General features: G+C 62.8%; 25 protein-coding genes. 23 read left to right on the top strand and 2 right to left on the bottom strand.

The features are described 5' to 3' along the window. Positions 1 to 91 precede the first annotated feature (91 nt). The 9 genes from PHR85_RS01765 to PHR85_RS01725 all read left to right on the top strand — a co-directional run bounded on the left by PHR85_RS01765 (position 92) and on the right by PHR85_RS01725 (position 8,887). The gene (locus tag PHR85_RS01765) at positions 92 to 2,182 is read left to right on the top strand and encodes a tetratricopeptide repeat protein (protein ID WP_300049696.1); all 2,091 of its coding nucleotides are present in this window, start codon (positions 92 to 94) and stop codon (positions 2,180 to 2,182) included. A 34-nt stretch (positions 2,183 to 2,216) separates the two neighbouring features. After that, positions 2,217 to 3,248 (top strand): glycosyltransferase family 2 protein, encoded by a 1,032-nt coding sequence (locus tag PHR85_RS01760; RefSeq protein ID WP_300049694.1) that lies wholly within the window; start codon positions 2,217 to 2,219, stop codon positions 3,246 to 3,248. A 138-nt stretch (positions 3,249 to 3,386) separates the two neighbouring features. Beyond that, on the top strand, positions 3,387 to 4,250 hold the full coding sequence (locus PHR85_RS01755) for a flagellin (RefSeq protein WP_300049692.1): 864 nt from the start codon (positions 3,387 to 3,389) through the stop codon (positions 4,248 to 4,250). Positions 4,251 to 4,361: 111 nt separating this feature from the next. Further along, positions 4,362 to 4,766, top strand: coding sequence for a flagellar protein FlaG (locus tag PHR85_RS01750; protein WP_300049690.1), 405 nt, complete (start codon positions 4,362 to 4,364; stop codon positions 4,764 to 4,766). A gap of 43 nt (positions 4,767 to 4,809) precedes the next feature. Further along, entirely contained in the window at positions 4,810 to 6,807 is a 1,998-nt protein-coding gene (gene fliD, locus PHR85_RS01745; RefSeq protein ID WP_300049689.1) for a flagellar filament capping protein FliD, read from the top strand. A 19-nt stretch (positions 6,808 to 6,826) separates the two neighbouring features. Further along, positions 6,827 to 7,243 carry a flagellar export chaperone FliS gene (fliS, locus tag PHR85_RS01740; protein WP_300049687.1) on the top strand — a complete coding sequence of 139 codons (417 nt, stop codon included), beginning with the start codon at positions 6,827 to 6,829 and terminating at the stop codon, positions 7,241 to 7,243. Positions 7,244 to 7,246: 3 nt separating this feature from the next. Continuing rightward, positions 7,247 to 7,585, top strand: a complete 339-nt coding sequence (locus PHR85_RS01735; RefSeq protein WP_300049685.1) for a flagellar protein FliT — start codon at positions 7,247 to 7,249, stop codon at positions 7,583 to 7,585. Positions 7,586 to 7,602: 17 nt separating this feature from the next. Next, positions 7,603 to 8,613, top strand: a complete 1,011-nt coding sequence (locus tag PHR85_RS01730; protein WP_300049683.1) for a flagellar hook-length control protein FliK — start codon at positions 7,603 to 7,605, stop codon at positions 8,611 to 8,613. After that, on the top strand, positions 8,600 to 8,887 hold the full coding sequence (locus tag PHR85_RS01725) for an EscU/YscU/HrcU family type III secretion system export apparatus switch protein (RefSeq protein ID WP_300049681.1): 288 nt from the start codon (positions 8,600 to 8,602) through the stop codon (positions 8,885 to 8,887). The genes PHR85_RS01730 and PHR85_RS01725 overlap by 14 nt, the downstream gene beginning before the upstream one ends. Here PHR85_RS01725 and PHR85_RS01720 read toward each other — a convergent pair. Further along, entirely contained in the window at positions 8,884 to 10,419 is a 1,536-nt protein-coding gene (locus PHR85_RS01720) for a methyl-accepting chemotaxis protein (protein WP_300049679.1), read from the bottom strand. The genes PHR85_RS01725 and PHR85_RS01720 overlap by 4 nt on opposite strands. Before the next feature lie 165 nt (positions 10,420 to 10,584). After that, positions 10,585 to 10,926 carry a flagellar hook-basal body complex protein FliE gene (fliE, locus tag PHR85_RS01715; RefSeq protein ID WP_300049677.1) on the bottom strand — a complete coding sequence of 114 codons (342 nt, stop codon included), beginning with the start codon at positions 10,924 to 10,926 and terminating at the stop codon, positions 10,585 to 10,587. 214 nt (positions 10,927 to 11,140) lie between these two features. Between fliE and fliF the strand changes: the two genes are divergently transcribed. The 14 genes from fliF (at position 11,141) to PHR85_RS01645 (ending at position 23,863) form a co-directional block, all read left to right on the top strand. Next, a complete protein-coding gene (gene fliF / locus PHR85_RS01710; protein ID WP_300049675.1) occupies positions 11,141 to 12,805 on the top strand; it encodes a flagellar basal-body MS-ring/collar protein FliF in 1,665 nt (554 codons plus the stop codon). After that, on the top strand, positions 12,798 to 13,790 hold the full coding sequence (gene fliG / locus PHR85_RS01705; RefSeq protein WP_300049673.1) for a flagellar motor switch protein FliG: 993 nt from the start codon (positions 12,798 to 12,800) through the stop codon (positions 13,788 to 13,790). Before fliF ends, fliG begins: the two co-directional genes overlap by 8 nt. Before the next feature lie 22 nt (positions 13,791 to 13,812). Continuing rightward, entirely contained in the window at positions 13,813 to 14,511 is a 699-nt protein-coding gene (gene fliH, locus PHR85_RS01700) for a flagellar assembly protein FliH (protein WP_300049671.1), read from the top strand. Positions 14,512 to 14,514: 3 nt separating this feature from the next. Then, positions 14,515 to 15,903 (top strand): flagellar protein export ATPase FliI, encoded by a 1,389-nt coding sequence (gene fliI, locus PHR85_RS01695; protein WP_300049669.1) that lies wholly within the window; start codon positions 14,515 to 14,517, stop codon positions 15,901 to 15,903. A gap of 47 nt (positions 15,904 to 15,950) precedes the next feature. Beyond that, positions 15,951 to 16,373 carry a flagellar export protein FliJ gene (fliJ, locus tag PHR85_RS01690; protein ID WP_300049667.1) on the top strand — a complete coding sequence of 141 codons (423 nt, stop codon included), beginning with the start codon at positions 15,951 to 15,953 and terminating at the stop codon, positions 16,371 to 16,373. Positions 16,374 to 16,395: 22 nt separating this feature from the next. Continuing rightward, positions 16,396 to 17,940 (top strand): flagellar hook-length control protein FliK, encoded by a 1,545-nt coding sequence (locus PHR85_RS01685; protein WP_300049665.1) that lies wholly within the window; start codon positions 16,396 to 16,398, stop codon positions 17,938 to 17,940. A gap of 37 nt (positions 17,941 to 17,977) precedes the next feature. After that, positions 17,978 to 18,520 (top strand): flagellar basal body-associated protein FliL, encoded by a 543-nt coding sequence (gene fliL, locus PHR85_RS01680; protein ID WP_300049663.1) that lies wholly within the window; start codon positions 17,978 to 17,980, stop codon positions 18,518 to 18,520. Between the two features lie 2 nt (positions 18,521 to 18,522). Then, entirely contained in the window at positions 18,523 to 19,506 is a 984-nt protein-coding gene (gene fliM / locus PHR85_RS01675) for a flagellar motor switch protein FliM (RefSeq protein WP_300049661.1), read from the top strand. A 10-nt stretch (positions 19,507 to 19,516) separates the two neighbouring features. Further along, the gene (gene fliN / locus PHR85_RS01670) at positions 19,517 to 19,948 is read left to right on the top strand and encodes a flagellar motor switch protein FliN (RefSeq protein ID WP_300049659.1); all 432 of its coding nucleotides are present in this window, start codon (positions 19,517 to 19,519) and stop codon (positions 19,946 to 19,948) included. Further along, positions 19,945 to 20,274, top strand: coding sequence for a flagellar biosynthetic protein FliO (gene fliO / locus PHR85_RS01665; RefSeq protein WP_300049657.1), 330 nt, complete (start codon positions 19,945 to 19,947; stop codon positions 20,272 to 20,274). Before fliN ends, fliO begins: the two co-directional genes overlap by 4 nt. After that, complete coding sequence (gene fliP, locus PHR85_RS01660; protein ID WP_300049656.1) at positions 20,264 to 21,037, top strand: flagellar type III secretion system pore protein FliP; 774 nt, start codon at positions 20,264 to 20,266, stop codon at positions 21,035 to 21,037. Before fliO ends, fliP begins: the two co-directional genes overlap by 11 nt. Positions 21,038 to 21,046: 9 nt before the next feature. Beyond that, positions 21,047 to 21,316 (top strand): flagellar biosynthesis protein FliQ, encoded by a 270-nt coding sequence (fliQ, locus tag PHR85_RS01655; RefSeq protein ID WP_300049654.1) that lies wholly within the window; start codon positions 21,047 to 21,049, stop codon positions 21,314 to 21,316. A gap of 7 nt (positions 21,317 to 21,323) precedes the next feature. Then, on the top strand, positions 21,324 to 22,112 hold the full coding sequence (gene fliR, locus PHR85_RS01650; protein ID WP_300049652.1) for a flagellar biosynthetic protein FliR: 789 nt from the start codon (positions 21,324 to 21,326) through the stop codon (positions 22,110 to 22,112). 173 nt (positions 22,113 to 22,285) lie between these two features. Continuing rightward, a complete protein-coding gene (locus tag PHR85_RS01645; RefSeq protein WP_300049650.1) occupies positions 22,286 to 23,863 on the top strand; it encodes a methyl-accepting chemotaxis protein in 1,578 nt (525 codons plus the stop codon). Positions 23,864 to 23,878: the final 15 nt, after the last annotated feature.

Genomic DNA, 23,878 nt, shown 5'->3' with positions numbered 1-23,878 from the left:
CAATGATTTTCAAATAAATATTAAATCCATATTCTCAAGCTGATCCTGCCACGGTGCCGAGCCCCGCAAGTCAAACCATCCATCGAATGAAATGAATTCCAACAAATTAAATATCGAACTCAAATCCGCACTGGAAAACCATCGGGCAGGCAGGTTAAAGGAAGCTGAAGTCGGATATCTGAAAGTCTTGAGAAAATCACCAGGCAATGAAATTGCACAAGAATTCCTGATCGAAATATATCTCGAAACAAGAAATACAACACAAGCCATAAAATACATCAACAAGTTGATCCATGACAAAAAAACAAGCGAAGAAAAACAACTAAAATACGCTCATGCACTCTTGAGCCTCAAGGAAAACAACGCAGCCCAAGACATCCTGGAAACAATCACGAAAAACAAGAAAAGTGAACTGGGTAACTATTTGCTGGGCCTATCCCTGACCGCACAGAAAAAACACAGGGAAGCCATAGAAGCATTCTCAAGAATTCCAGAGGCAGACAAGAATTACGTCAAGGCATTGGAGTTTCAAATTGATTCGTTCTTTGCATTGCAGCAATATCAGGATGCCATCGAAAAACTGAGCCTCCTCATCGCCTTGAAGCCGGAGTCAGCCAATCTATACCAAAAACGCGGCCTTTCATTCGCCAAGATATATAATTGGGAGCTGGCAGCCCAGGACATCATGAGCGCCATAAAAATAGAACCCAGAAACGCCATTTCATATATCAGCCTGGGGGAAATCCTATCGGAACTCACGCTATTCAGCAGCGCCGGGAATGCTTATTGCCGAGCCTTGGCATTGGATCCCAACCGGACTGCGCTGATGAGCACCATCGTCGGCAACCGCCATAAAGGATGCGACTGGACTCATTTTGAAGAAGACAACCAATACCTGATTGACCTGATCGCGAACAAGAAATCAGTAGAGAATCCATTCTTTTTCCTGAACATCACGGATTCAGGCAGCGATCAAATCAAGTGTGCGAATTTCTGGGGAGAGCAATATCGAGAAAAAACCAGGAAGGACCACGCATTCGAGCCAATCACAAGATCAAAAATACGCATAGGCTATGTTTCATCAGACTATCACAACCATGCAACCGCCATATTGATAGAAAAGCTTTTCAAGACACACGATAGATCAGGTTTCGAAATAATTGGAATATCCCTGCTGAAAAACAGGAATGACGAGATCACCGAGCGCATTCGTCGGAATTTTGACTCCTACCATGAAGTCGCAGATCTGTCCAACCATGAAATTGCAGAAAAAATCAAGGGTTTGGAAATAGACATCCTGATAGACCTCAAAGGCTACACCAAGAACTCCCGGACCGAAATATTCGCCTATCGACCGTCTCCAGTGCAGGTGAGCTATCTGGGATTCCCTGGAACAATGGGCGTGGACTTCATGGATTACATCATTTCAGATGATGTAGTGACGCCCAAAGGCCATGAAGATTTTTACAGTGAAAAGATAGTACGACTGCCAACAAGCTACCAGATCAACAACAATGAACGGCAGATTGCCGAGAAATCAGGTACGCGTGAAGCACATGGCTTGCCTCCAGCAGGTTTTGTTTTCTGCTGCTTCAACAACAGCTACAAGATAACTCCCCAGGTTTTTTCCATCTGGATGCGTTTGCTGCAACAGGTAGCGCACAGCGTGTTGTGGTTGCTGCACGACAACGACGATGCCGTGAGGAATCTGCGCAAGGAAGCGACGCAACGCGGCGTCGACCCGACACGACTGGTTTTCGCCCCGCGACAATTGCCGGAATTGCACCTGGCGCGGCATTGCCATGCCGATCTGTTCCTGGACACCCTGCCCATCAACGCGCACACCACCGCCAGCGATGCCCTGTGGGCGGGCTTGCCCCTGCTGACCTGCCCAGGCGAAGCCTTCGCGGCACGGGTAGCGGCCAGCCTGCTCACGTCGGCCGGACTGCCCGAGCTCATTGCCTCCGACTGGGCTGAATACGAACGACTGGCGTTGCAACTGGCGACCGAACCCGGGCGACTGGCCGAACTGAAGGCGCGTTTGCAGGCCAACCGCCTGACTTGCGACTTGTTCAACACCGAAAAGACCACCCGCGCACTGGAAACCGCCTACCGTGCCATGCACGCCAGACGGCAGGCGGGCCTGCCGCCCACGCACCTGGATATCCGTCTCGATGTCTGAAACCCGCCTTCCCAAACCACTGCGCGATAAAACCATGCCTACAGCCCCCTCCTCCCAACTGGCGCTGGTGGTGCTGGCCCGCGACGAAGCGCGCTGCATCGCGCGCTGCCTGGACAGCGCCCGCGCCTGGGTCGATCGCATGGTGGTGCTGGACACCGGCTCCACGGATGACACCACAGCCATTGCCCAGGCCTGCGGCGCCGAGGTGCATCATCTGCCCTGGCCAGACGACTTTGCCCGCGCGCGCAATGCCGCACTGGAACTGGCGGATGCCGACTGGCACCTGATCATGGATGCCGACGAATGGATAGTCAGCGGCGCCGAGGGCCTGCGCGACACCCTGTGCACGCCCATGTTGGGAGTGGTGTGCGTGCGCAACGACTTCGACCTCAACGGCAGCACCGCACAGAGCCACGCCTGGATTCCCCGCCTGCTGCCGCGTGGTGTGCGTTACGCGGGCCGCATCCACGAACAGCCGGTGTCGCCCCTGCCGCGCACCCGGTTGCCCCTGGTGCTGGGACATGACGGCTATACCCGCGCCCGGCTGGCCAGCAAGCAGGGGCGCAACCGCGCGCTGCTGCAGCAAGCCTTGCAGGAGGCTCCCGACGATGCTTACCTGCATTACCAGTTGGGCAAGGACTGCGAGATTTATGGTGAACATGACGCCGCTTACACGCATTACCGGCAAGCCTGTATCCGACTGCCGGTGGGCGCTGGCTACCGCCATGACCTCGTGGTCAGGACACTGCACTGCCTGACGCAGGCGGGCCAACTGGACGAAGCCTTGTCGAACGCTGAAGCGCTGATGCCAGACTGGGTCGATTCGCCCGACTTCTTCTTCACCCTGGGCAACCTGTTGCTGGCATGCGCCTTGCGCCACCCCGAACAGGCCCAGGCGCACTGGTTGCCCTTGGCCGAGGCCGCCTGGCAGCGCTGCCTGGAAATTGGTGAACGCCCCGAACTGGCAGGCAGCGTGGCAGGACGCGGGAGTCACCTGGCCGCGCACAACCTGGCCGTCATTCGCGCCGGGCTGGTTTCATGGGCACCGGAAGCCGCCACTTTTTGAAAAAACTTCAAAAACCGCCTCAAGTTTTCCGGCGCGCACTCGTTAACCCACATAACAGCGGTCAGATCGCTCAGGCAGACCAAAGTTGAAGGGCCTACCAGCCCGATGTTCTAAGTCCCTAGCTCAAGGAGAACCTTCATGTCTTCCTATATCAACACCAACTTGGCAGCGCTGCAAACCCAGCGCAATCTGTCTACTTCGCAAACCGCACAGCAAACGGCCATGAGCCGCCTGTCCTCGGGTCTGCGTGTGCAGAGCGCCAAGGACGACGCGGCCGGCTTCGCCATCGCCAGCAACATGGACAGCAAGATCCGCGGCCAGAACGTCGCGATCCGCAACGCCAACGATGCGATCTCGCTGACGCAGACCGCCGACGGCGCGATGAGCCAGATCCAGAGCAGCCTGCAGCGCATGCGTGAACTGGCCGTGCAAGCCGCCAACGACACCAACACGAGTGAAGACCGTGTGTCGCTGAACACCGAGTTCTCTCAGCTGCAAGAAGAGATCACCCGTGTCACGCAAAACACCAAGTTCAACGGTCAGAGCCTGCTGTCAGGCGCCGCTGCAGACACCAGTGTTGCATTCTCCTTCCAAATCGGAGACAGCACGGGGGCCAACGACACCATCACCATCAATATCAACAACATGGCGACTGGCGCCGTGGCTGCCGCCACCTCGTCGGCAATCACCCTCGGAACCGATGCAGCCAGTGCCACCGCAGCCAGCGCCACCGCGGCCATTGACGCGATTGACGCCGCACTGAAGTCCGTCAACGAGGCAGCCATCAAGGACGGCGCCGTGCAAAACCGCCTGACCTCGGTGATTTCGACCCTGCAAGTCTCGGTCGAAAACCAGTCGGCCGCCAAGAGCCGCATCATGGATGCCGACTTCGCGGCTGAAACCGCCAACATGTCGCGCGGCCAGATTCTGCAACAGGCGGGCATGGCCATGCTGTCGCAGGCCAACCAGCTGCCCAACGGCGTGATGGCTCTGCTGCGCTAAATCCGGACTTCAGACGGCCTGGCCGTCTGATCCGTACTGGCCTCTCCCGCGCCCTGGGCACCGCTCGCGGCGCGGGTTTTTTCTTCATCCCTTTGACCCGAAGGTCGAACCATGTCGATTACCCCCGTCAGCTCATTGCCCGCAGCGGCGCCGGCGGCCCAGCAGCTGGCGCCGGTGAGCACACCCAAGCCGGCCACGGCCGCTACCGCCACGGCCGCTACCGCCGCGACAGACAAGCCCCAGTCCGACCACCCCGCCAGCGCGGCGGGCAAGCCCGAGAGCGGCAGCCTCACGGCCCAGGATGCGCAAAAAGTCGCTGAAAAACTCAACCAGCAGCTGGACCCCGCGAACACCTCGGTGCGCTTCAGCGTCGATGACGGCAGTGGCCAGGTCGTGATCAAGGTGATGGACACCAAGAATGACCAAGTCATCCGGCAGATTCCCAATGAGGAGGCGCTGGCCTGGAGCCAGGCCATGAGCAAGAATCAGGGCATCATTCTCAACACCAAGGCTTGAAGGCCTGGAACGGGCCTGACATCTGGGCCAAGGAGGCAACACCATGGCAACACTGGTTTCTGCAGGTATCGGCTCTGGCCTGGATGTGAGCGCCATCGTCACGCAGTTGATGAAGGCCTCGCAAGGGCCGATGAACGCGCTGACCACCAAGCAAACCGCCTACCAGGCGCAATTATCGGCCTACGGCACGATTTCGAGCGGGCTGTCGCAGTTTCGCACGGCCCTGTCCGCGCTGACCGATCCGGCCAAGCTGGCGACCGTCACCGCCAAGCCGGTCGATGACACCGTGCTGAGCGCCACCGGGGGCGTTGGCGCGGTGCCGGGCAACTATTCGGTGGAGGTAAGAAAACTGGCGCAAGCGCAGACCCTGGTCGGCGCCGGACAGACCAATGCCAGTGCCGTGGTGGGCTCGGGCACGCTGACGTTCGACTTTGGCACCACAAGTACCAGCAACGGCACCACCAGCTTCACACCCAACGGGCTGGGCGGCAAGACGCTCACCATTGACTCCAGCAACAACACGCTGACGGGCATTCGTGATGCCATCAATGCCGCCGGCATGGGCGTGACCGCCACCATCGTCAACGACGGCAGCAACCAGCCTTATCGCCTGACGCTCAGCAGCAGCAGCACGGGCGAAGCCAACAGCATGCGCATCGGTGTCAGCGGTGACGCGACCCTGTCCAGCCTGCTGGCCTACGACCCGGCCGGCACCAAAAGCATGGAGCAGACCTCCGAGGCCCAAAGCGCCGAGCTGACAGTCAACGGCGTCCTTGTGAAAAAGGCCAGCAACAGCGTGAGCGACGTGGTGCCGGGCGTCACCCTCAACCTGAAGAAGACCAATCTCGGCAGCCCGACCAGTCTGGCGGTGGCCTATGACACGGAGGCGGTGACCAAGGCGGTGACGGGTTTTGTCGATGCCTACAACAAGATCGACAAGTCGCTGCAGGACCTGTCGAAATACGATCCGGCGACCAAGAAAGCCGGCGCGCTGCATGGTGACTCGACCATCCGCGTGATGCGCAGTCAATTGCGCGGCATCATCAGCGCGCAATTGACGGGCGGCGCCAGCAGCTTCACCCTGCTCAATCAGATTGGCGTGGAAACACAGACCGACGGCACGCTGGCCCTGAACACCAAGGTCAACAGCAGCACGGGAAAAACCAAGCTGCAAACGGCGATCGAGACCAATTTCAGCCAGCTGTCCAGCCTGTTTGCCGCCAACGGCAGCAGCTCGGACAGCCAGATCCGCTACACCGGCAGCACCAGCGGCACGCTGGCGGGCAATTACGCCGTGGACGTGAGCCAGCTGGCGACGCAAGGCAGCCTGGTCGGCCAAGGCGCGGCCGGGCTGACCATTGCCGCGGGCAGCAACGACACGCTGAACGTGACGCTGGACAACATCAACGCCAGCATCACCCTGACGCCAGGCAGCTATGCCTCGGCTGCGGCCCTGGCGGCCGAAATCCAAACCCGCATCAACGGCACCACGGCCTTCACGAGCGTGGGATCGGCCGTCAGCGTGAGCGCGGACAGCAACGGCGTGCTCAGTCTGACCTCCAGCCGCTACAGCGCCAGCTCCAGCGTCAACCTGGCGGGCAACGCCGCCAGCACGGTGCTGGGCGGCAGCGGCACGGCCACCCAGGGAACGGCGCTGATGGGCACCATCAACGGCGTGGCGGCGATCGGCAGCGGCCAGACATTGACCGCAGCCACGGGCGATGCCGCGGCCGGACTCAAGATCACGGTATCGGGCGGCACCACGGGTCCGAGGGGCAATATCAATTTCAGCCGGGGTTTTGCGGCTCAACTCGACCAATTGGCGGCAGACTTCCTCGGTAACAATGGTAGCTTGACCGCGCGCACCGAGGGCATCAACAGCAGCCTGAAAAGGCTCAGCAGTGCCCAGTTGCGCGAGCAGATGCACTTGGACACGCTGCAGGCGCAATACCAGAAGCAGTTCAACGCGCTCGATTCCCTCATGTCGAAGATGAACTCCACCGCCAACTACCTGACCCAGCAGCTGGCCGCTCTGGGCTGATAAAACAAGAGAACCGCTGATGTTTGGAAATCGCAATGCCGCACAAGCCTACGCCAAGGTGGGCCTCGAAACGGGCGTCATCTCGGCCAGCCCACACAAGCTGATTGCCATGCTGTTCGATGGTGCGCTGCTGGCCATCGTGAAGGCCGAAAAGCACATGAAGGCCGGAGAAATTGCCGAAAAAGGCAAGGCCATCAGCCATGCCATGAACATCATCAACCAGGGCCTGCGCGCCAGCCTCAAGCTCAAGGAAGGCGGCGAACTGGCGGATAATCTCAATGCGCTCTACCTCTACATGGGCGAGCGTCTGGCCGAGGCGCACCTGAAAAACGATCCCGCGCTGCTGCAGGAAGTCTACCGGCTGTTGGCCGACCTGAAGTCGGCCTGGGATGCGATCGACCCGAAAACCCAGATGGACACCCCTGCCCTGACCTGACCGATGGACACCGCCGATCAAATGCTGTCGCAATACATGGCCGTCTCGCACATCAGCGACGAGATGCTGGAAGCCGCCCGGGAGCATGACTGGGAGCGACTGGATGCTCTGGGCGCGCGCTTCCTGAGCGAAGTCGAGCAGCTCAAGACCACGCCAGCCGGCCAGTCCCTGAGCCAGCCCCAGCGGCAGCAGCGATGCCAGCTGATCCAGGCCATATTGAACAACGACCGCGCCATCCGCAACATCACGCAGCCGTGGATGCTCGAACTGCAGGCGCTGATGCACAACGTCGGGACCCAGCGCAAGCTGCGGCAGGCTTACGGCGACAACCGCAGCTTCTGAACCGACATGGCTGCTGAATGCCGGTACAACTGAACCCGAGCAGCGCCCCGCCCATCTCCGCGCCACAAGCCGTGCGCAGCATGGCGGCCGTGGCCGATCCGCGCCAGGACAGCTCGGCGCGGCTGGAACAGATGGCCGTGGGCAAGTTCTTGAATGCCCAGGTAATGGACCGCTTGAGCAGCGGCAGCTGGCTGGTTCGAGTGACCCAGCCAGCCACGACACCGTTCGCCCAGGCGGTACAGACTGGCGTGGAGGTGCATATGCAACTCCCCGCCGGCATCCAGCTGGGCGACAAGCTCGAATTGACGCTGCTGGCACGCGAACCGCGCCTGACCTTCGGCATCGGCTACCCCAACCCGGCCACGACGACCACGCTGAGCCCCACGGCACGCCTGATCGACCAGTTGCTGCACCAGGCCGAGCAGGCGCAGCAACCCCACCATGTGGTGGGACAGGCCGCGCTGCTGCCCGACCAGGCCGCCACACAAGAGCCGGTAGCCCCCCAGCTGGCCAATCAGCTGCAACAGGCGCTGGAGCGCAGCGGGCTGTTCTACGAATCGCATTTGCGCCAGTGGGCCAACGGAGAACGCAGCCTGGCACAGATCCGACAGGAGCCGCAAAACCAGACCGACTCGCCCCAAGCCAGCGGACTGCAGGCCAGCGCCCAGGTGCCGCTGCAACTGGACACGCTGGAGCAACGTCATTTCGCCTGGCAAGGCGAGCTCTGGCCTGGCCAACCCTTGCAATGGGAAGTCAGCAAGGACGGACGCGGCAACGGCAACGGGTCAGCAGAGCCGGGCGTCGCGGCGGCGGCCTGGAACACGGTACTCAAGCTCGAACTGCCCGAGCTCGGACCGGTCGATGTCCGCATCCGACTGCAGGGCCAGCGCGTGCAACTCCAGGTCCGCGCCGAGCGCGAGGTGGCGATCACCACGCTGCATGCCGAGCGTCAGCGGCTGGACGATGCGCTGGCGGCCACTGGCACGGCACTGGATGGCTTCATGGTGCAACGCGATGCCCACGCCTGAGGCCATGCGCAACGCCGTGGCGCTGGCCTACACGGCGGGCAGCGCCGCGCCCAAGGTGGTGGCGTCCGGCAAGGGCGCCGTGGCCGAACGCATCATCGAGCTGGCCAGGCAGAACGGCGTCTACGTGCATGAGTCGCGCGAACTGGTCGCGCTGCTGATGGACGTGGATCTGGACCAGCAAATCCCGCCCGAGCTGTATCGCGTGGTGGCCGAGCTGCTGGCCTGGCTCTACCAGATCGAGGCCGCCCTGCCCCCGGCGCAGAAAACCGCTTAGGCGGAGACCTTGAACACCTGAACCATGGCGTCGAGGTGCGCCGCCTGGTGCTTGAGGCTTTCCGCGGCGGCCGCGCTTTCCTCGACCAGCGCGGCGTTGTGTTGGGTCATGCCGTCGAGCACGGCCACCGACCGGCTGACCTGATCAATGCCGCTGGACTGCTCGCTGCCGGCGCGGGACATCTGCTCGATCAGCTCGGCGACGCTACTGACCTGGCGCACGATGCCCGTGACGCTCTCGCCGGCTTGCGCCACCAGCTGGGAGCCGGCCTCCACGCGCTGCACGCTGCCGGCGATCAGCACCTTGATGTCGCGCGCCGCTGCCGCGCTGCGCTGCGCCAGGTTGCGCACCTCGGTGGCCACGACGGCGAAGCCACGACCCTGCTCGCCGGCACGGGCGGCCTCGACGGCGGCATTGAGCGCGAGGATATTGGTCTGGAACGCGATGCTGTCGATGATCGAGGTGATATCGGAAATCTGCCGGCTGCTCTGGCTGATCTGCTCCATGGTTTCCACCACCTGAGCCACCACCTGGCCGCCCTGAACGGCCGATCCGCTGGCGGCATGGGCCAGTTTGCTCGCCTGCAGCGCGGTATTCGCGTTGTGGCTGACCATCTCGGTGATTTCGGCCATGGCAGCCGAGGTTTGTTCGAGATTGGCCGCCTGCTCCTCGGTTCGTTGCGCGAGGGCGGCGCTGCCGGTGGCGATTTCCTTGGACCCGAGCGCGATGGTCTCGCTGCCATGACGCACCTGCAGCACGATCTCGTGCAGGTTGTCATGCATCGTCTTGAGCGCGGCCAGCATGTTCGCCGTTTCATCCTTCCCCTTCACCTCGATGTCGGCGCTCAGATCGCCGCTAGCGACCATGTTGGCGACACGCACCGCGTCAGCGATCGGCGCGGTGATGGAGCGGGTGATGACCCACGACAGCAGGGCGCCCGTGGCCAGCGCCAGCAAGGCCACCACGACCATGATGCCGTTCACGACCTGCTTGGCCTGCATCGAGTCCTTGAACTCCTGCTGGGACTGCTCGATCTTGAGCTGGATCAGTCGGTCCATGACTTCGCGTACCGGGGGCTCCAGCGGGACGAGCTTGCGCAAGTAGAGATCGGCCGCCTCATCGTACTGGTCATCGACCATGGCCTGGTTCACCGGGTTCAGGCCCTCGCCGAAATAGGTATCGAGCCGTTGTTGCACCGTGCGGATCAAGCTGGACTCGACCGCCGTTTGCGGCAATGCCAGGAAGGCCTTCCAGGTCTTGTCGATGAACTCGCGATTGCGGGCAAATTCCGCGCTCTGCCGTTCGACGGTCGAGCGGTCGGGGCTGATCAGCATGCTCATGACCAGCACGCGGTTGCGCTGGATGCGGTCGTCGATCGAGGACAACTGCTGCACCGGCAGCACCCGGTCCTCGTATACGACCCGGATGCGCTCGCTCATGCGCTCGTTGAAGTACATGCCGATCGAGGCGATGCCCGCCATGAGCACCAGCAGCAAGTTGAAACTCGCCGCCAAACGGGTGCCGATCTTCATTTCCCGGATGAAATTCATAAATGAGCCAGTAATTTGATCAAAACATCCAGTCAACAACTTAGCAAATGCCAGATTGCCAGCTGTTTATGATCAAATCATGCCAGTCAAATATGAAGTTTTTGTTACAGCCTGATATAGGCTAAAATGAGATCTATTGGAGCGCAATCAGACCTGCATGTTCATGATCTCGTGGTAGGCGGACACCAGCTTGTTGCGCACCTGGACCGTGGTCTGCAAGGCGATGCCGGCCTTCTGGCTGGCGATCATGACGTCCGACAGGTGGACACTGTCGTCGCCCAGCGCAAAGCGTTCGCCGAGGTCCTTGGCCTTCTGGTCAAGCCCGCTGACTTGCTCGAGTTGGGCTTGGAAGATTTTCATGAAGTCGGCATGCTCGTCCGCTTCCGGAGCGGCCACGGGCTTGGGGACAGCCGCTTGCACGCGACTGACGGCTTCTCGCATCTGTGTCGCCATCGCGGCGATCTGTGAGGTATCGATGGCAATCGTCATTCAGGTTCTCGACCGCAATTCGCGGATGATAAATTGGTACAATATTATCACATTTGATTGCAACCGACCGATGGATCAGCATGGGATTTCGGGCTCTGTTTGAGCCATTGACCGAAGGCCGAACAGGGACAATGCAGCGTCCCGGCTCACGCCAGCCACCCCTTGCCCCACCCTCCTTTCCGACAAGCCTTGAGCCCTGGAGCAGAAAGCCAACATGGCCACTGAATCTGAAGCACGAACGAACGGCTTCATGGAGTTTTTCAAGAGCGCCCTCGGCCGTAACCTGGCTGCCGGCGCGGGCATCGCCATGGTGCTGGCCCTGATGGCGGCGATCTGGATGTGGAACCAGAAACCCGCCTACAAGGTGCTGCTGACCAACTTCTCTGACCGCGATGGCGGCGCCATCATTGCCGCGCTGCAGCAGATGAACATCCCCTACCAGTTCGCGGAGGGTGGCGGCGCGATCCTGGTGCCAGCCGAGCGGGTCCATGACACGCGCCTGAAGCTGGCTTCACAGGGCCTGCCCAAGGGCGGCAACGTGGGCTTCGAGCTGATGGAGAACCAGAAGCTCGGCGTGTCGCAGTTTCTGGAACAGGTCAACTTCCAGCGTGCCCTGGAGGGGGAACTGGCGCGCTCGATCAACTCGATCGCCATGGTGCAATCGGCGCGGGTCCACCTGGCCATCCCCAAGCCCTCCGTGTTCGTGCGCGACAAGCAGCAGCCCACGGCTGCCGTGATGGTCAACCTGTACCCCGGTCGCACGCTGGATGCGCAGCAGGTCAGCTCCATCATCCACCTGGTGTCTAGCAGCGTGCCCGAGCTCACCGCCAAGAACGTGACGGTGGTGGACCAGAACGGCTTGTTGCTGTCCTCGCCCGAGAACCGCCGCGCCAACACCCAGCTCGACCCGTCCCAGCTCAAGTATGTGCAGGACCTGCAAGACGCCATCGTCAAGCGCATCGAATCCATCCTGACGCCGGTCGTGGGCAACGGCAACGTGCGGGCCGAGGCCACGGCCGAGGTGGATTTCTCCCGGGTCGAGCAAGCCGCGGAGAGCTACAAGCCCAACAGCCCGCCCGAGGTATCGGCCATCCGCAGTCAGCGGTCGAACGAGTCGAGCAGCTCCGAACCCAAGCCGGGTGGCGTGCCGGGAGCCGCCGCGAACCAGCCAGGGGGCACCGCCACCCCGTCGGCCAGCGCCAACAGCGCACAAAAGGAAAGCACGGTCAACTACGAGCTCGACAAGACCATCAGCTACACCCAGCAGGCCATGGGCGGCATCAAGCGTCTGAACGTGGCGGTGGTGGTCAACCACAAGCGCGAGGTGGGTGCGGACGGCAAGGTCACCACCCGACCGCTGACGGATCAGGAAAAGACCCAGATCACCGATCTGATCAAGGAGGCCATGGGCTACAACCAGCAGCGCGGCGACTCGCTCAACGTGATGAACAGCGCCTTTGCCGAGACGCTGCAGGAAGCCGTTCCCGAGGAGCCGTTCTGGAAGCCATTCGCCACCCTGGAGTTTGCCAAGTCAGCCGTGCAGTACCTGCTGTCGCTGCTGGTGCTGGGCTACCTGTACTTCAAGCTGCTGCGCCCGATGGTCAAGCAGCTCAACCCCGAGCCGCCCAAGCCACCGGAGCCCCCTCCCGAACCCATCGCAGCCGCGCCGACCGAACAGCCGACTGTCTATGAGGCCAGCACCGAAAGCGCCAACAGAGCCGAACCCGCGATACCGCGCAAGACGCGGCAGGAAATCGAAGCGGAAGAAGAGGAAAAGGAACAGGTCTACCGCAGCAATCTGCAAGCCGCCAAGGCGATGACCATGAAGGACCCCAAGATGGTGGCCGATATTGTGCGGGGCTGGATGAACGATGAGTGAAAATGGCATTCAAAAAGCAGCCGTCCTGATGCTGTCACTCGGCCAGGAAGCGGCGGCCGAGATCATCAAGCATCTGGATCCGCGCGAGGTCCAGAAGCTTGGCAAGGCGATGGCCGAAATCAAGGGGGTGACCCGCAAGATGGTCGATCAGGTGCTGCAGGATTTCGTCGAAGAAACCTCCAAGACGACCTCGTTCGGCCTGCCGCCCGAGGATTACATCCGCGACGTCCTGAACAAGGCGCTCGACGAGGACAAGGCTTCCTGGCTGATCAACCGCATCCTGATCACGCGCGATGCCAGCGGCTTCGAGAGCCTCAAGTGGATGGAGGGCAAGGCGGTGGCGGACCTGATCCGCAACGAACACCCGCAGATCATCGCCACCATCCTCGTGCACCTGGAACCCTACCACGCCAGCGAGGTACTGAACGAACTGTCCGAGCGCACCCGCCACGAGGTGACGCTGCGCATCGCCACGCTCGACGGCGTGCAGCCAGCCGCGCTCAGCGAGCTCAACGATGTGCTCAACAAGCTGCTGACGGGCAACGACAACCTGCGCAAGAAAGCCATGGGCGGCGTCCAGACCATGGCCGAAATCATGAACTTCATGAACGGGGATGCCGAAACCTCGATCATCGAGAACCTCAAGAATTACGACCCGAACCTGGCGCAGGAGGTGCTCGACAAGATGTTCGTGTTCGACAACATCCTCGACATCCAGGACCGCGACATCCAGGTCATCCTGCGCGAGGTGCCGTCCGAGGCGCTGATCGTCGCGCTCAAGGGTGCGACCGACGAGCTCAAGACCAAGATCTTCAAGAACATGTCGCAGCGTGCCGCCGACATGATGCGCGAGGACCTGCAGGCCAAGGGGCCGGTGCGGCTGTCGGACGTGGAAAAGCAGCAAAAGGAAATCCTGCAGATCGTGCGTCGTCTGGCGGACGAAGGCCAGATCACGCTGGCGGGCGGAGGAGATGCGTTTGTCTGACCGCGAGCGCCCCCCCCCGTCCATGCAGACCGCCTACCAGCGCTGGGAGCTGGCCTCGCTGCTGGAGGAGCGCGCCGAGCGCAAGTCCCCGCACGCCAAAGCCCACGCCAGGCAAGACCCCGATGCGGCCGCGGCGGCCAAGCTGGCGCAGGAGATGCTGGCGGCACGCGAAGCCGGCCGCCAGGCGGGCTATCAAACGGGCTACCAGGAAGGGCGGCAGGAAGGCCGCGCCACCGGCCTCAAGGAAGGTCACGCCCGGGGATTGACCGAGGGTCAGCGCGAAGTGACGGCACGCTGCGAGGCGCTGGACCAGCTGTGCCAGGTGTTCGAGCAGCAGATCCAGCAGGCGCGGGAGGAAGTCGCCCAGCAGCTGCTGACGCTGGCGCTGCAGATCGCCAAGGCGATGCTGAAAGCGGCCCTGAAGGTGCAACCCACCTTGCTGCTGCCCGCCATCGACGAGGCGCTGCACAGCCTGCCGCTGCTGCAATTGCCCGCCACCTTGCTGCTGCATCCGCAGGATCTGGAACTGCTGGAAAACATGCGCGGCTCGGGACTCCAGGCCGCCGGCTGGCGCTTGCGCGCCGACAGCCACCTGGAGCGCGGCGACTGCCGCATCGAGACCGGAACCAATGTGATCGATGCCACGCTCGCGACGCGCTGGCGCCGGCTGCAGGAAACGCTGGGCCGTGACGATGACTGGCTGCTGCCGGAGACCGACTGAGCCATGGACAAGACGCCCAGCTGGACCGGCTTCCTGCAACACTGCCAACAGCAGATCGAACATTGCGAGACGCTGCGGCCGTTCGGCCGCGTGACGCGCGTCGCCGGCCTGGTGATGGAGGCCGTGGGCTTGCAGTTGCCCGTCGGCAGCCCCTGTCACGTCCCGCTGCCGAGCGGCTTCCGGCTCGATGCCGAAGTGGTGGGCTTCGAGCGCGAGCGCCTGTTCCTGATGCCGCTCGGCGACGTCGAAGGGGTGCAGCCTGGCGCCCCGGTGATCCCGACCCTGGGCGCCCGGACCGCGCCACGGCTGCATGAGCGCCGCACCCGGCAGCGCCCGACGGCCGATGGCCGCCATCTGCCGGTCGGCGACGCGCTGCTCGGTCGTGTGCTCGACGCCACCGGGCGCCCGCTCGACCTGCTCGGCCCGCTCAAGAGCCACGCGACCGCGCCGCTCTATGTGCGGGCGATGAACCCGCTGCGGCGCGAGCCGATCTCGCAGACGCTGGACGTCGGCGTGCGCGCGATCAACAGCATGCTCACGGTGGGACGGGGCCAGCGCATGGGTCTGTTCGCGGGCTCGGGCGTGGGCAAGAGCATGCTGCTGGGCATGATGGCGCGCTACACGGCGGCCGACGTGATCGTGGTCGGACTGATCGGCGAGCGCGGCCGCGAGGTCAAGGAGTTCATCGAGCAGATCCTGGGCGAGGAAGGCCTGGCGCGCTCGGTGGTGGTGGCGGCCCCCGCCGACAACCCGCCGCTGCTGCGCTTGCAGGGCGCGGCCTACACGACCTTGATCGCCGAACATTTCCGCGACCAGGGCAAGAACGTGCTGCTGATCATGGATTCGCTCACGCGCTACGCGATGGCGCAGCGCGAGATCGCGCTGGCGATTGGCGAGCCACCCGCGACCAAGGGCTATCCGCCCTCGGTGTTCGCCAAGCTGCCCGCGCTGGTGGAGCGCGCCGGCAACGGCGAGGCCGGCGGTGGCTCGATCACGGCCTTCTACACGGTGCTGACCGAGGGCGACGACCAGCAGGACCCAATCGCCGACTCGGCGCGGGCGATCCTGGACGGCCATATCGTGCTCAACCGCACATTGGCCGAAGCCGGCCACTACCCGGCGATCGACGTCGAGCAGTCGATCAGCCGCGCCATGCACAACATCACCGACGAGTCGCACCAGAAGCTCACGCGCCGGCTCAAGCAACTGATGTCGCGCTACCAGCGCAACCGCGACCTGATCAACGTGGGCGCCTACAGCCCCGGCAGCGACCCACTGATCGACGAGGCGATCGCCAGGCACCCGCAGATCGAGCGCTTCCTGCAGCAAGGCATACACGAGCAGGCCGGCATTGCGCAGAGCTTGCGGGAACTTTCCACGTTGTTCCAATGAACGGAACGCCCACGCGAAAACCATAATCCCATATGGCACACCCCAGCGTGATCGAGACGCTGGTCGACTTGTCGACCAAGCAATCGGAAGAAGCAGCCAAACGCCTCGGAGAAGCGATTCGGCTCAGCGAACAGGCCCAGCAGAAGCTAAACTTGCTGGAATCCTATCGAGAGGAGTATGTCGCCCAGTTGCAGCACAAGCTGCGCCAGGGGCTGACAGCCGCCGATCACCTGAACTTTCTGGGGTTCATCAAGAACCTTGACCTGGCAGTGGAACAGCAGACACGAGCCCTGGCCGCGAGTCGGCTGGGGGTGGAAAGCCAGCGCAGCCACTGGCAGCTTTGCGAGCGCAAGCGGCTGTCCTTCGACACCCTGTCGCGTCGGGCCCTGCAAGGGGCGCTGCACAAGGAAAACCAGCGGGATCAGAAGCAGACCGACGAACAAGCCGCGCGCCGCCGGCCGAGACCATGAACCGAGCCCCGCCCACATGAGCATGACCTCTTTCTCCTTGCCCACGGGCAGTCTGTCAATGCTGACCTCCAGCAGTGCCGCTGGCACCTATGCAGGCAGCGAACCCGCAGGCGCGTTCAGCGAGGTGCTGAACGGGCAGATGGCGGGCGGCAATCCCCAGCCCGAGCCCACGCCTTCAGGCGCAGCCGCGGTCGCCCCAGCACTGCCACCGGGCGCTCCGGGCGAAGCAGGGATGCCTGCCGCCCAGGCGAGGATGACGGATACCCCCGCAGCGCCGGATCGCGCCTCCGTGGACGCCGTCGACATGCTCGCGCTGATGCTGCAACTTCGGGCCGATAGCCTCGCGGCGCCCGCTCCCGCTCAGGTGCCGAATCAGGAAGCTGCGACTTGGACCCCGGGGCAGACTGGCCAATCCGACCAGACTGCCTTCGTCGCCGCGCAGGCGCAAAATCCGGCAACGGCAACGGCAACGGCAACGGCGGCGGCCAGTCCTGTCACGCTGACCCGTCTCGACAGCCGCGCGCCCAGCCAGCAGGCGGCATCCGCTGCTCGGCAGGAAGATGAATCGGTGGCCGAGGCTGCGGCGTTGGCGCCAGACTCGGCCGCCAGCGCTGCCCTGGCAGCCACTCAAATAGCCGGGTCTGCCGGTGGCACGAGCCAGGAGTCCCAGCAGGAGCGGCCGACTGAACGCGAGGCAGCAGACGCAGCGACCCTGACACCGGATGCCGCCACCCTGGCACTGGCGGGCGAACAGGCACAGGCCATGGCCATGCAGGTGCAGAACGCAGCAGAGTCCGGACCGGACGGTGTGCCGCCTGGCGCGAGCGAGCGCGGGACGCCCGTCGCGACCCCGACGCCCATGCCAACGCCAGTCGCGACGCCCGCAACGGCAGCCGATTCGGCTGCGATGGTCGACCGGCGCGCCACCGGCGACAGCACGGGCGAGAACCGCGGCGACAGCGCCAGTGCCAATGCGGCCAGCGACGCTCGCGCCCAGCAAGGGGGCGCCGCCCCGGAACTGCCAGTGACCACATCGGGCACGCGCCACGACGTCAGCGAGGCACAGGGCATCGCGCCAGCGGCACCGATGGCGCCCAGGAATCCAGCGCTCGAATCGACCGCCGCGAATGTTCCGACCGTGAGGCATGAGATCCTGACGGGATTCGGCAACCGGGGCTGGGATCAGGCCGTCAGTCAGCGCGTGCTCTGGCTCGCGCAAGACCAGCTGCAGCAGGCCAGCCTGACACTCAATCCGCCACACCTGGGTCCGATCCAGGTGACCGTCCAGATCGAAAACCAGCAAGCCATGGTCCAATTCGTTTCGGCCCAGCCCGAGGTGCGTCAGGCACTGCAGGACTCGATTCCGGTCCTGCGCGAAATGTTCGGCCAGGCCGGCGTCGGACTCGGACAGACAGACGTCAGCTCGCACACCCCTGACCAGGGATCGCGCCAGCCCAGGCAAGCCGCCCAGACCACCGACGCGGGCAACCATGGCGTCGCGCCGGAGGAAGCCTCCCTGCCGTTGCCGCGGGCGAGAGGTCAAGGGCTGATCAACCTGTTCGCCTGAACCGCCAAGAATCAATCAACCACCTTTACTGTTTCCAATGTCCTCCCAGGCTGAAAAAAAAGACAACTCCACCCCGACCGACGAAGCCGGAGGCGGCAAGAAATCAAAAAAGAAACTGATGCTGATCGTGGCATTGGTGGCTTTGCTGCTGGTTGGCGGTGGTGCTGCCTGGTTCTTCATGCAGAAATCAGCCCACGCCGAACAAGACACGGAAGAAGCCGCCGAGGCCTCCAAGGCCAAGAAGAAACCAAAGAAAGGCGAACCCGCTCTGCCGCCAGTGTTCGTGGCCCTGGATCCCTTCACGGTCAACCTGCAACCCAACCGGCAATTCCTGCAAGCGACGTTCAATCTGCAGGTTGCCACGGCGGAAGAGGCCGCGACCCTGAAGAACTATCTGCCACAAATCCGCAGCCGCCTGCTGCTGATGCTGTCGGGCAAGACCGCCGAGGAAATCTCGACGATCGAAGGCAAGAATCAACTGACGAAGGAAATCCTGGATCTCGTTAACGAGCCGCTGGCTTCCGGCATGCCCTCGCTGGATGTGGCCAATGTCTTCATCACTTCATTCGTCATTCAGTAGTCATGTCAAGCGAAAAGTTCCTTTCTCAGGACGAGGTCGATGCCCTGCTTCAGGGCATGAACGGCGAAGTCGAAGAGGAGGTCTTGCCCCAGGTGGAGGCGTCGGTTCGCCCCTACAACCTGGCCACGGAAGAGCGCATCGTGCGCGGCCGCCTGCCGGCACTGGAACTGATCAACGAACGCTTTGCCGGCCTGTTGCGGATTGGCTTGTACAACTTCCTGCGACGCACGGCGGAAATCGCCTGCGGTCCGGTGCGCGTGACCAAGTACAGCGAGTTCCTGCGCAACCTGGTCGTGCCGACCAACCTGAACCTGGTGCACATCAAGCCCCTGCGCGGAACGGCCATGGTGATTCTGGCGCCGGATCTGGTGTTCATGCTGGTGGACAATTTCTTCGGTGGCGACGGGCGCTTCCAGACCCGGATCGAAGGGCGCGAATTCACGCAGACCGAACAGCGCACGATCCATCGCGTGCTGCAGATCGTCTTCGAATCGCAGCACAAGTCCTGGCAATCGGTCTATCCGATCGAATACGAGTTCATCCGATCGGAGATGAACACCCAGTTCGCCAACATTGCCACGCCCAACGAGGTGGTGGTGTCGACCACCTTCACCATTGAAGTCGGGCCCATCTCAGCCAACCTGTACATCTGCATGCCATACGCCATGCTGGAACCGATCAAGGATGTGCTGTCCGACCCGATGAAAAGCGAATTGCAGACGCTGGATCAGCGCTGGATCAAGCGAATGCAGAAGCAAATCCAGGACGCCGAGGTGGAGGCCTACGCGAACCTGTGCTCGATCCCGAGCACCCTGCGCGAGGTATTGAAGTTCAAGGTGGGCGACATCATCCCGATCACCATGCCGGAGACCGTGGAACTGAAGGTCGACGAGGTACCGATTCTGGAGTGCAGCTACGGCAAGCTCAATGACCAGTATGCCCTGCGCGTCGAAAAGCTAATCCACAATTCTGGCGCCAATGCCTAAGGAGCAACGCATGACGAATGATGACGACCAAACCGTCACGGACGACATCTGGGGGGCGGCACTGTCCGAACAAGCCCAGTCCGAAGCCACGCCGGCGGCACCTGCCGCCCCTTCGGGTGCGCAAGCAGGAGCCGGCGTGTTCAAGGACCTGTCGGCACCGGCGGCCCATTCCAGCACCGGCCCGGACATCGACTTCATCCTGGATATCCCCGTCCATCTGACGGTTGAACTCGGCCGCACCAAGATCTCGATCAAGCAGCTGCTGCAACTAGCACAGGGTTCGGTCGTCGAGCTCAACGGCCTGGCCGGCGAGCCGATGGACGTGCTGGTCAACGGCTGCCTGATCGCCCAGGGCGAGGTCGTGGTGGTCAACGACAAGTTCGGTATCCGGCTGACCGACATCACGACGCCGGCCGAACGCATACGCAAGTTGAATCGATGATCACCAACCTGCTACAGACCACGCTGGCACTGGCACTGGTGCTGGGCTTGCTGGCCGCCCTGGCCTGGCTGATCGGGCGCTGGTACAAGCCTCGTGGTGGCATGCGCGCCGCCATCAAGGTGCAAGCCATGGTTCCGCTCGGTGCGCGCGAACGCGCGGTGCTGCTGGAAGTCGGTGGCCGCTGGTTGCTGGTGGGCGTGGCCGCCGGGCAGGTCAACACCCTGCTCGAATTCCCGGAGCCGCCACTGCTCGAAGAAAACCCGGCCAGCCAGTCCGGTGCGGCATCCTGGCTCGAAAAATACCTCGTCTCTCGTCATGTTCAATAAATTGCTACCGCCACGGCTGCGTCTGCCGGCCCTGTTCGCCGGCCTGCTGCTGGCCTCGTGCCTGCTGCCCCTGGTGGCAGAAGCCCAGAACCTGCCCGGCATCAGCGTGTCGCGGGCCGCCGCCAACGGCAGCCGCACCTACAGCCTGAACCTGCAGATCCTGCTGCTGCTGACCTCGCTGACCTTCCTGCCAGCCGTCTTGCTCATGATGACGAGCTTCACCCGCATCATCATCGTGCTGTCCCTGCTGCGCATGGCGATCGGCACCCAGTCGTCGCCGCCCAACCAGGTCCTGATCGGACTGTCGCTGTTCCTGAGCCTGTTCGTCATGAGCCCGGTGCTCGACCAGATCTACGCCACCGCCTACAAGCCGCTGTCGGAAAACCGGATCTCGGTCGAGCGAGCCTTGAAGCGCGCCAGCCTGCCACTGACCGAATTCATGCTCAAGCAGACACGCCAGACCGACCTCGCGCTGTTCGTGAAGCTGTCGAACATGCCGGCACCGGCCGAAGCCAAGGACATTCCGCTGCGCGTGCTGGTCCCCGCCTTCGTCACCAGCGAACTCAAGACGGCATTCCAGATCGGCTTTGCGATCTTCATCCCCTTCATCATCATCGACATGGTGGTCGCCAGCGTGCTGATGGCGATGGGCATGATGATGGTCTCGCCCTCCATCGTCTCGCTGCCCCTGAAGCTGATGCTGTTCGTCCTGGTCGATGGCTGGCAGTTGCTGCTGGGCTCGCTGGCGCAAAGCTTTTACTGAGGACACGGCATGACACCTGAAATGATCATGTCGCTGGCGCGACAGGCGATCGAGGTCATGGTGCTGGTGGCCGCGCCGCTGCTGCTGGTGACGCTGGTGGTGGGCTTGCTGATCAGCATCTTCCAGGCCGCCACGCAGATCAACGAAGCCACGCTGTCCTTCATCCCCAAGCTGCTCGCCATCTTCGCGACACTGGTGATTGCCGGCCCCTGGATGCTTGCCACGCTGACGGACTATTTCCGCCTGATGCTCACGAGCATCCCCAACTTCGCCAGCTGACGGCGGCATGGTCGAGATCACCACCGGCCAGCTGCTGAGCTGGGTCAGCGCCTTCATGTGGCCACTGGTGCGCATCCTGGGCCTGTTCACCACCGCCCCCGTCCTGAGTGACCGCAGCCTGCCCGTGCGCGTGCGGCTCGGACTCGGCATCGCCATCGCGGCCCTGGTCGCCCCCGGTCTGCCCACCGTCCCGGTCCAGGATCCGATGTCTTGGACGGCATTGCTGATCCTGGTCCAGCAATTCCTGATCGGCACGGCCATCGGCTTCGTGGTGCGGCTGTTGTTCACCGGGGTGGAGCTGGCCGGCGAGATGATAGGCATGAGCATGGGCCTGGGTTTCGCGACCTTCTTCGACCCGCATTCGCAGGGGCGCACCTCGGTCGTCAGCCAGTTCATGATGCAGCTGACGCTGATGCTCTTTCTCTGGAGCGACCTGCACCTGCTGCTGATCGACAGCCTGGTGGACAGCTTCCAGAGCCTGCCCATCAGCACGCTCCAGACCAACCGCAACGGCTGGTCGCAACTGGTCTACTGGGGCAGCCGGATCTTCAGCATCGGGCTGCAACTGTCGCTGCCGATCGTCACGGCACTGTTGATCACCAACCTGGCCTTGGCCGTGCTGACGCGCGCCGCGCCTCAGCTCAACCTGTTCAGCATCGGCTTTCCGGTCACGCTGCTGGTGGGCCTGCTGATGCTGGGCCTGACGTTGCCGTACTGGAGCACCCCGCTGCTGGGCTTGCTGCAGGATTGCCTGCAATTGGTGCGCCAGTTCACTCTGTTGCTGGTACCCGACTGAAGTGGATCGCAAGAAGTAAAAAATGCGGCCTTTTCTCTCCATTTATCGCATTTTTATCCCATATTTTTGACTTATATCAATCTTTGATTGATAATTCGGCTCGACTGCTATGGCAGCGCCAGACCTGCCCCGCTGGTGCATGCCTTCTTACCTGAATCATTCCCAGTCTCAGCATGCGCAACAACCAGCCTGTCACCCAGCAGGAGTACCAGTTCTCGGGCCAACTCAATCTGGTGTCCGTCACCGATCGAAAAGGCCACATCACCTATTGCAACCCCGCGTTCATCGCGGTCAGCGGCTACAGCGCCGATGAACTGCTGGGCCAGCCGCACAACATCGTGCGTCATCCCGACATGCCGCAGGAAGCCTTTCGCGACCTGTGGGAGACCACCGCCAGCGGCAAGCTCTGGAGTGCGCTGGTCAAGAACCGGCGCAAGAATGGCGATCACTACTGGGTCAAGGCCCATGTGACGCCGATCAGCGACAGCGCGGGTCGCATCCTGGGCTTCATGTCGGTGCGCACCCTGCCATCGCGCGCCGAGGTGGCGCAGGCCGAGCAACGCTATGCGGGCATGCGCGCCGAGGCGGCGGGTGGACGGCTCTCCACCCGGCTGCGGCAAGGCCAGATACGCCGCACCGGCCTGCGCGAATGGCTGCGGCGCCTGAAACACCCGGATACCCGGATCCAGTTCACCGTGGCGGACCTGGGTCTGCTCCTGCTCGTCGCGCTCACGGCCAGGCTGCTGCCCTGGCCGGCGCTGCTGCTGGCGATTCCCCTCGCCGCCTGGCTGATGCACCGCCAGAACGTAGCGCTGATCCTGTCGCCGCTGCGCTTGATGCAGGTCGAGATCACCCGGATGGCCTCGGGCGACCTGTCGTGCCAGGTCACGACCGACCGCCCGGGCATGATCGGCCAGTTGCAGCAGGCCCTGGCCCAGCTCTACGTCAACACCCGAACCGTGATCCAGGATGTGCGCCAGGAAAGCCTGAACCTGCACGACAGCATCGAGGAGATCGTCGCGGGCAACCATGATCTGGCAACACGCACCACCAGCGCCGCCAGCAGCCTGGAAGAAACGGCGGCGTCAATGGAACAGCTCAGCGGCACCGTGCAGCACAGTACGGAAATCGCACAGAACGGCGCCACCCAGTCGCGGCACACGGCCAGCCTGGCCGAGCGCAGCCACTCGGCGGTGCAGGCCGTGGCCACCACCATGAGCGAGATCACCGAATCCTCGCGCAGGATCAGCGAAATCACCCTGGTGATCGAAGGGGTCGCCTTCCAGACCAACATCCTCGCGCTCAACGCGGCCGTCGAGGCCGCACGCGCGGGCGAATCGGGACGCGGCTTCGCGGTCGTGGCCGCCGAGGTGCGGGCACTGGCGCACCGCACGGCCGAAGCGGCACGCGAGATCAAGCAGCTGATCGCCGAATCATCCGACCAGGTCAGGACGGGCAGCGCTCGCACGAACGAGGCGCAAGAGCGCATGCGGGAGGCCCTGACGGCGGTCAACGGCGTGGCGACCGTGCTCGACGAGATCAGTCACGCCTCGCATGAGCAGCGGCAAGGCATCTTGCAAGTCGGCGAAGTCATCGTCCACCTGGACCAGGTGACCCAGCAAAACGCCAGCATGGTCGAGGAGCTGTCCGCCACGGCCGACGCCCTGCGGGTCCAGTCGCGGGTCGTGAACAATTCGATGCGCATGTTCCGACTGCGGGACACGGATGCCGCCCTGACGCAAGCCGACTGAACCAAGGGGCAATTT

The organism is Malikia sp. (assembly GCF_028687635.1).
Classification (GTDB): domain Bacteria; phylum Pseudomonadota; class Gammaproteobacteria; order Burkholderiales; family Burkholderiaceae_C; genus Malikia.
Note: the sequence above shows the minus strand (reverse complement) of the source record. Positions and strands in the feature narration are given on the sequence as shown.

What these genes read in the sequence shown, in the direction of transcription:
- PHR85_RS01765 (WP_300049696.1), top strand. Translation starts at nt 92, where the DNA reads ATGAATTCCAACAAATTAAATATCGAACTCAAATCCGCACTGGAAAAC.
- PHR85_RS01760 (WP_300049694.1), top strand. Translation starts at nt 2,217, where the DNA reads ATGCCTACAGCCCCCTCCTCCCAACTGGCGCTGGTGGTGCTGGCCCGC.
- PHR85_RS01755 (WP_300049692.1), top strand. Translation starts at nt 3,387, where the DNA reads ATGTCTTCCTATATCAACACCAACTTGGCAGCGCTGCAAACCCAGCGC.
- PHR85_RS01750 (WP_300049690.1), top strand. Translation starts at nt 4,362, where the DNA reads ATGTCGATTACCCCCGTCAGCTCATTGCCCGCAGCGGCGCCGGCGGCC.
- fliD (WP_300049689.1), top strand. Translation starts at nt 4,810, where the DNA reads ATGGCAACACTGGTTTCTGCAGGTATCGGCTCTGGCCTGGATGTGAGC.
- fliS (WP_300049687.1), top strand. Translation starts at nt 6,827, where the DNA reads ATGTTTGGAAATCGCAATGCCGCACAAGCCTACGCCAAGGTGGGCCTC.
- PHR85_RS01735 (WP_300049685.1), top strand. Translation starts at nt 7,247, where the DNA reads ATGGACACCGCCGATCAAATGCTGTCGCAATACATGGCCGTCTCGCAC.
- PHR85_RS01730 (WP_300049683.1), top strand. Translation starts at nt 7,603, where the DNA reads ATGCCGGTACAACTGAACCCGAGCAGCGCCCCGCCCATCTCCGCGCCA.
- PHR85_RS01725 (WP_300049681.1), top strand. Translation starts at nt 8,600, where the DNA reads ATGCCCACGCCTGAGGCCATGCGCAACGCCGTGGCGCTGGCCTACACG.
- PHR85_RS01720 (WP_300049679.1), bottom strand. Translation starts at nt 10,419, where the DNA reads ATGAAGATCGGCACCCGTTTGGCGGCGAGTTTCAACTTGCTGCTGGTG.
- fliE (WP_300049677.1), bottom strand. Translation starts at nt 10,926, where the DNA reads ATGACGATTGCCATCGATACCTCACAGATCGCCGCGATGGCGACACAG.
- fliF (WP_300049675.1), top strand. Translation starts at nt 11,141, where the DNA reads ATGGCCACTGAATCTGAAGCACGAACGAACGGCTTCATGGAGTTTTTC.
- fliG (WP_300049673.1), top strand. Translation starts at nt 12,798, where the DNA reads ATGAGTGAAAATGGCATTCAAAAAGCAGCCGTCCTGATGCTGTCACTC.
- fliH (WP_300049671.1), top strand. Translation starts at nt 13,813, where the DNA reads ATGCAGACCGCCTACCAGCGCTGGGAGCTGGCCTCGCTGCTGGAGGAG.
- fliI (WP_300049669.1), top strand. Translation starts at nt 14,515, where the DNA reads ATGGACAAGACGCCCAGCTGGACCGGCTTCCTGCAACACTGCCAACAG.
- PHR85_RS01685 (WP_300049665.1), top strand. Translation starts at nt 16,396, where the DNA reads ATGACCTCTTTCTCCTTGCCCACGGGCAGTCTGTCAATGCTGACCTCC.
- fliL (WP_300049663.1), top strand. Translation starts at nt 17,978, where the DNA reads ATGTCCTCCCAGGCTGAAAAAAAAGACAACTCCACCCCGACCGACGAA.
- fliM (WP_300049661.1), top strand. Translation starts at nt 18,523, where the DNA reads ATGTCAAGCGAAAAGTTCCTTTCTCAGGACGAGGTCGATGCCCTGCTT.
- fliN (WP_300049659.1), top strand. Translation starts at nt 19,517, where the DNA reads ATGACGAATGATGACGACCAAACCGTCACGGACGACATCTGGGGGGCG.
- fliO (WP_300049657.1), top strand. Translation starts at nt 19,945, where the DNA reads ATGATCACCAACCTGCTACAGACCACGCTGGCACTGGCACTGGTGCTG.
- fliP (WP_300049656.1), top strand. Translation starts at nt 20,264, where the DNA reads ATGTTCAATAAATTGCTACCGCCACGGCTGCGTCTGCCGGCCCTGTTC.
- fliQ (WP_300049654.1), top strand. Translation starts at nt 21,047, where the DNA reads ATGACACCTGAAATGATCATGTCGCTGGCGCGACAGGCGATCGAGGTC.
- fliR (WP_300049652.1), top strand. Translation starts at nt 21,324, where the DNA reads ATGGTCGAGATCACCACCGGCCAGCTGCTGAGCTGGGTCAGCGCCTTC.
- PHR85_RS01645 (WP_300049650.1), top strand. Translation starts at nt 22,286, where the DNA reads ATGCGCAACAACCAGCCTGTCACCCAGCAGGAGTACCAGTTCTCGGGC.